Annotated in this window: 8 protein-coding genes; all 8 read right to left on the bottom strand. The window is 31.1% G+C overall.

Annotated features, from left to right (window positions below):
• Positions 1-187: transposase (locus GTR01_RS24255; RefSeq protein WP_160138522.1), on the bottom strand; the 187-nt coding region annotated here is incomplete at its 3' end.
• 28 nt (positions 188-215) lie between these two features.
• Complete coding sequence (locus GTR01_RS24250) at positions 216-614, bottom strand: hypothetical protein (protein ID WP_160140277.1); 399 nt, start codon at positions 612-614, stop codon at positions 216-218.
• Between the two features lie 12 nt (positions 615-626).
• Positions 627-1,106, bottom strand: a complete 480-nt coding sequence (locus GTR01_RS24245; RefSeq protein ID WP_160140276.1) for a hypothetical protein — start codon at positions 1,104-1,106, stop codon at positions 627-629.
• A gap of 14 nt (positions 1,107-1,120) precedes the next feature.
• Positions 1,121-1,966, bottom strand: a complete 846-nt coding sequence (locus tag GTR01_RS24240) for a hypothetical protein (RefSeq protein ID WP_160140275.1) — start codon at positions 1,964-1,966, stop codon at positions 1,121-1,123.
• An 11-nt stretch (positions 1,967-1,977) separates the two neighbouring features.
• Positions 1,978-4,119 carry a hypothetical protein gene (locus tag GTR01_RS24235; protein ID WP_160140274.1) on the bottom strand — a complete coding sequence of 714 codons (2,142 nt, stop codon included), beginning with the start codon at positions 4,117-4,119 and terminating at the stop codon, positions 1,978-1,980.
• Position 4,120: 1 nt separating this feature from the next.
• A complete protein-coding gene (locus tag GTR01_RS24230; protein ID WP_160140273.1) occupies positions 4,121-4,612 on the bottom strand; it encodes a DUF4280 domain-containing protein in 492 nt (163 codons plus the stop codon).
• Between the two features lie 5 nt (positions 4,613-4,617).
• Positions 4,618-5,673, bottom strand: coding sequence for a hypothetical protein (locus GTR01_RS24225; RefSeq protein WP_160140272.1), 1,056 nt, complete (start codon positions 5,671-5,673; stop codon positions 4,618-4,620).
• A gap of 45 nt (positions 5,674-5,718) precedes the next feature.
• Positions 5,719-5,978 (bottom strand): hypothetical protein (locus GTR01_RS24220; protein WP_160140271.1); only part of this gene is annotated, 260 nt, incomplete at its 5' end.

The following is a 5,978-nucleotide window of genomic DNA, read 5'->3' as shown; positions in this document are numbered from 1 at the left end:
TCTCTTCCTGTAACGCTTTAAGTTCCTTAAGATGTTGTGCATCCATTCCTCCGTATTTCTGCTTCCACTGGTAGAAAGTAGCTGCTGAAATTCCATGCTCACGACAAATATCTTTTGTCGCTTTCCCAGATTCATATTCTTTCAGAATATTGATAATCTGATGTTCTGAAAATTTGCTCTTTTTCATAATGTTTAACAAACTAAATTTAATAATTTTAATTTGTCTGAAAAACAGGGAAGTTTACCAATTGATTTCCCGAATGTTCTTTACTTTCTTGGTAACTTTTTTTTGACCATATATTTTCAATATTATAGTCATAGTTAAAAGTACTGTTTTTAAGAGGGGATTTTTGAATTACATCTTTTAAGATTCCTGCCACAATATTTTTGGTTTTGTAATTTGCGTGAACAATAGGACTTTGGTTATCTTCTTTTATGGAAATAGCATTTTTTTGAGAATCGGAAATATTAAAAATTAACTCCTTTACTAAACCATTATTAATATCATAAAATAAGTAGGTATTATAATTGGACTCAGGTAATAATAGCAAGTGAAAGATTCCATTTGTAAATTTAAAATCTTGGTATTTCTCGCCTATCAATTGAGTATCCATAGGAAGAAAAGTTTAATTTTTAATGTGTATAGTATTTTCAAACTGATTACTGTTAACATCAATATTTAATTTGAAAATATGAATATCAATTTGTCCAAACTTATCAAAAAGTATGATGAGTTCATTTCCTGAATCATTTAATAAAACATCTAAAATATTTAATTTTTCCTGATACCCCTCTCTTATTCCATGTGTAAATCCTAATGATTTTTTTATTTCATCTTTCTTTATTAAAATCTTTTTAATATTTTCTTTTTTCTTATGAGTTATCATGTAAAGTTCCCATATAAAATCCTGGTCACTTTCTTTTCTAAGCAACTCAATAGTTAAATCTTCTCTAATTTTTTTAGAATAAATTTTTTTTGATTCAGAATAATGGATATCGAAGGTTTCTATTTTTTCTGCAACATTTTTGATATCATATTTTTTAGTTTGTCCTTCACAACCAACCAAAATGAAAAAACAAGATAAAAACAAAAAAACTCCTTTCATTTTTTCATCACTTTTTAGGGAAGATGCTCTATAATTTTATTGACATCTTCATTCTTATCAATGTGTGGAGGTTTGAAATCTATTTTTGTAATAAAAGATTTGGATTGATTTTCTTCTACCTTTATTTGATTATTATCTAACAAAGAAAATCTAAAACCATAGCCCGTGACTTGATAAGAGCCACTATCTAAACGAACTATCGCTTTATTTTCTATATTCTGATTTATCTTAAATTCTCCAGATGAGACATCTATTGAAGCTTCTAAAACATTTTTCTTGCTAAGATCTATTTTCGAAATATAGTTTACTGAGGATGCACCACTCATAAGAATAGAAAGTGTATAAAGAGTGTTGTTAATCAATTTTGTATCCTGAAAATCCTCGACTAATAAAACTACATCCATAGGAATTAATTTATATTTTTTAATTGGAATAATTGTTACAGGTCTTTCCCCGACCATAGAATATATATGTACATCAACTTGTCCGAATTTATCAATAAGAAATATCAAATTATCTGTATTCTTAAAAACAGAAAGAATTCTAAATTTTTTATAAAAATTAGGCCTATTAGCAAATCGACTATATTCTCCTAATTTAAGTTTACTAATTTTAAACTTATCAATCGTCTTACTTTCTTTACCCTTTGTATTGAATTCCCAATAGTAAAAATTATTATCACTATTTATATAACATTCTATAGACATTTTTTTGTCTAATTCTTTAGAAAAAATCAGTTCGGTATTTGCACTCATATTTAAAGTCTTTTCATTTGTTTTTTCTGTGTGACTTTTTTTCTGACAAAAGGTCAAGGATAAATTAACTAATATCAGTAATGATAATAATATTATTTTTTTCATTTGTAAATGTTTTAAATAGGTATTGGATTTTTGTCAAGTTCTTTTTGCATATTCAAAGTAACTGTTTTGTATTTATAGTTATTCTCTTTTACTGTGCTAAGATTCCCGCTAATTGGGTCAATGTATATTCCTGGTTGAGGTTTATAAGCAATAGCATCTACAAGAGGATTTGTTGTATTTGTTTTAATATATACGACACCGCTTAATGCTTTACTTGAATAATCTTTCAATAAAGAATCATTATCAACAAATGAATTAATTGATGATAAACCGTATGACGGATCGAAATATTTATTCCCATATTTAGTAAAAACATGATCCCAGAAAAGATTCATTGGGATATTGTTTAAATCTTGAGCTCTCTGTTTTACATCTATAGGTGCGAAAGGATCTCTGATTGTCCATTCCTTCACTAAAAATAAGGTATTCATATATCCCTTACTGTCCGTATTCCCTTTTGGGAAGATAATAAAATTTTCGAATTTTCCTACAGGAAATAAGTTTTTAGATTGGATTTTACAAATGTCTTGAAAAAATGAACTCCATTCACCACAGCGTGCTTCTCCATGTTTTAGTAAGTATCTTACTCCCCTAAAATTCATACTAAACAAATGTAAGGAACTTGTGTTTCGCCAATATCCCATAGCTCCTTTTACTCTCGTTCTTTCAACATTTAGAGCTTTTATATAACTGAAAACTTTGTTCGCAATATCATCAGCATTCTTGGCTCCTTTACCAAACTTACATCCAATATATAAAAGTGTTTCTAATATACTTTTTTTATTATTTGCTGTATTAGTAATTACACTATTTCCATCTTCCGTAAGATAATCACTCCCTCCCAATGATAATGATTTTGATATGTGATCATAACCAGGTTCACCATACGTGATATACAAACAAAATTGCGGATTACCACAAGACACCCATGATTTTCCATCTAAGGAACATTCAAAAGTAAGGGCAAAATTTGAAAAATATTCTACTGTATTTGCATAGGGAGCATTATCACTTGTAAACTTCACTACAAATTCCTGCCCTTTTGTTTTTTTAGTTATGGGAACAGATTGGAAAGTATATTTATTTGCTTTATCCTTAACCCGTATGATCAAATTATTAATTGGAAAAATGGCTTTGAAGGTGGCATAAAAAATAAATTTATCTAAACTCGTAATAGTAACAGGTATGGGATTTGGTTTGGCAGTATCTGATGGATTCGTCCTTTTTTTAAGCCAATGATAGTAGTGACCTTTGTCTTCTAATATCCAGAAGTCTTTAAAATCACTAAAGCTATTTAATTCATCATTACATACATCGTAAGTTGTATTAACAGCAACTTTTTCCAAAGAAATAATACCTATTGGGGATATATTTTTATTACTATCTCCTACTTTTGCAGGAGTATTAAATTTGGAAGGTTCTACCGCTTTGCTTGCGATGGTATTCTTAATCCTTAAATAACGGGCATGTATATCGTTTTTACCATCTGTTATATATTTTCCGCCAGCTTTTACCTTCACATAGAACTCTTCCTGGCTTCCTGGTTTTCCTATTCTTGCATGCCATAGATAAGTATTTCCTATTTGCAGATTTATTTCTCCGTCTATCACCTTTACGTCTGTATACGTATGGATGTGTTGGTCATCTTTTGTTCCTCTGCCTCCTTTTACCCGTCGGAAAATATCTACATAAACACTGTCTCCGTTCATTCCTTCTGTCTCCAGGTTCAGATGAATAATGTGGCCATAAGAAAACGCAAAAGTTTTTCGCACATCGGCTGCATCATTTTGCGTACACCATTTGCTGCTCTTAATTTTTTGGTCGCATCTTCCTCTTATATAAATCCCCGATTTAAAATCTGACTTTCCTGAAAAGCTTGCGTCAATATAATAAGTATAGGAACCGCACAGATTTTTAGGAATCGTGATACCATAAGTTATACCTGTATCTTTTTTAATCAAACTTTTTTTAGAATCAAATAAAAACCATGTTAGGTTTTTTGTTTTGTCTTGTGCTGTAGTACCCGGAAGCCATTCTTTCACTTCTATCACTGCCTTTTCATCAGGAGTAATGACCATACTTTTGGCTATTACAGATGACTTATCAAAATAATGACCTTTCGTCATTATTAAACTTTTTACTCCTTTTGCCATATCATTCAGTTTGTGTTATAATGCCTTCGTTTGTGGGCTGCTTTTTGTACATTTCCTCAGGACTCACCAACGGATTGATCTGCTGCTGCACATCTTTATCTGCATTTTCAAAATTCTGCTGGCTGGCTTCTGCTCGCTGCCCATGGTCTATAATGTCTATACAAGCCGTTCCCGCAATGGCGCAAACCGCTTTGCTGTCTTCGAGAATAATCTTACCCCCATTACTTAGTGTTACACCTTCATAAAAATCCTGCCATTCGGTAATCATGGGTTTGCAAGGTGGCGGTGGATTTCCCATTTTCGGACAGTTACCAAAAGTATTTTTTTCTAAAGTAGCACCGCCTATCTCTTTGGTGGTCACCATGAGTTTCTTGGATGCCTCTTTATCATTCGCATATTCTTTGGTATGAGAAAGTACTTTTATTTTGTCGGGGATTTGTCCAAACTGGCATTTGCACATAGCTCCTTGGACGACGATGTGTTTTTCAGACATTGTTTTTAGTTTGTAGATTTGGTGTTTTCTAAAACATTAATTATGACCGATACTTTCTTCGGTTCCTGCAATTGAATTTCACATTCCAGGTACAAAAATTCCGGAAGTGAAGTCTCAGCGTTTACATAAGACTGAAGTCTGAAGTAACCTTCTGTATTTATTTCTGGTTCATCTTCTATTACAAAAGGAAAAGGTACGTTATTGATGAAATCCTGAATGTTCCGTTCTTCATGCAAAATTCCGTTTCCTTCAATGTTGATTAAATGATAATCATCTTTCAGAGGATCAATTTCTAACTCTATTTTATATTGAGGCTCTATAGGGTTATCTATTATCGGAAATGTTTCTAAGCCCTGAATTTTATAACGATCCCCAAAAGACTGATACATCCCAAAGAAAAGCGTTCTCAGAAAATAATCGTTTTTAAGGTATAAGCTTAACAACTCCGGCTCATTGAGAATGTTTTCTATTTTATTACAATAATCTTCTACTATTTCGCCTTCAAATTCTTTATCAATATCTTCCTTTACAGCCTCCCATCTTGATTTATAAATTTCTAAATTTTCAATCGCATTAAATTTTCCGGTTTCATCAACAGAAATGTGCAGTGGATATAAAACCTTGGAAGTTTTGTAAGCTAAAACATCTGCTATATCATTAGCTTCTTCTTCATTAATAAAGAATAGGGAAGTACGGTCTATCTCAAAATAATGAAGTCTGCTTTCTGTTTTTAACCAGCGAACTGATGCTTCATACTTTAATTCATTTTTGTGGCTTCCTTTTTCAATATTGATACTGACTCCGTACTGATAAAATGAATTTTGGGGGTGAAAAATTAATGTGTTCCCGTGTTTAAAATTAACAATCTTACTTTTATCAAGTACAGCCGTTCTCGGAATAAAAAGTTCTTTTTGTTCTTTAAGATTAATTAAAATAATGTCTTTGGTTGCACAGTGGTTGTTATGGAAAAATTTCAAATCTCCTTCAGATATATCATAGAGTGTTGCGATACTTTTTAAAGTTTCGTTTTCCTGGATAATATGTTTATTGAAGGTTTGCATTGCATTACTATTATATTCAGAAGGGATTACTTGTCAATGAGTTTATTACTCATATTTCCACATATTATCTAAATCTACTTTTTTGATGGGAATCTCTTTATCTCCCTGTTTAAAAATTAAACTTCTATTACTGAAATCTTCATTCATACGCAAAATTATCTCTATTGGTTTGTTGGGATCTGCTTGTTTGAATAAACCCATTATCTCTTCTTCATCAAAGGGTTTGACTTCAAAAACAGTTTGAAGCTTTTTATTATCTTCGAAAATGAAGTTTAATATTTTAGGGACAGCTCTTGGCTTAAAGG

Origin of the sequence: Chryseobacterium sp. c4a (assembly GCF_009900745.1) — a bacterium.
Taxonomy (GTDB): Bacteria; Bacteroidota; Bacteroidia; order Flavobacteriales; family Weeksellaceae; genus Chryseobacterium.
Note: the sequence above shows the minus strand (reverse complement) of the source record. Positions and strands in the feature narration are given on the sequence as shown.

Coding starts and splice junctions, on each gene's coding strand:
- GTR01_RS24250 (WP_160140277.1), bottom strand. CDS start 614: ATGGATACTCAATTGATAGGCGAGAAATACCAAGATTTTAAATTTACA.
- GTR01_RS24245 (WP_160140276.1), bottom strand. CDS start 1,106: ATGAAAGGAGTTTTTTTGTTTTTATCTTGTTTTTTCATTTTGGTTGGT.
- GTR01_RS24240 (WP_160140275.1), bottom strand. CDS start 1,966: ATGAAAAAAATAATATTATTATCATTACTGATATTAGTTAATTTATCC.
- GTR01_RS24235 (WP_160140274.1), bottom strand. CDS start 4,119: ATGGCAAAAGGAGTAAAAAGTTTAATAATGACGAAAGGTCATTATTTT.
- GTR01_RS24230 (WP_160140273.1), bottom strand. CDS start 4,612: ATGTCTGAAAAACACATCGTCGTCCAAGGAGCTATGTGCAAATGCCAG.
- GTR01_RS24225 (WP_160140272.1), bottom strand. CDS start 5,673: ATGCAAACCTTCAATAAACATATTATCCAGGAAAACGAAACTTTAAAA.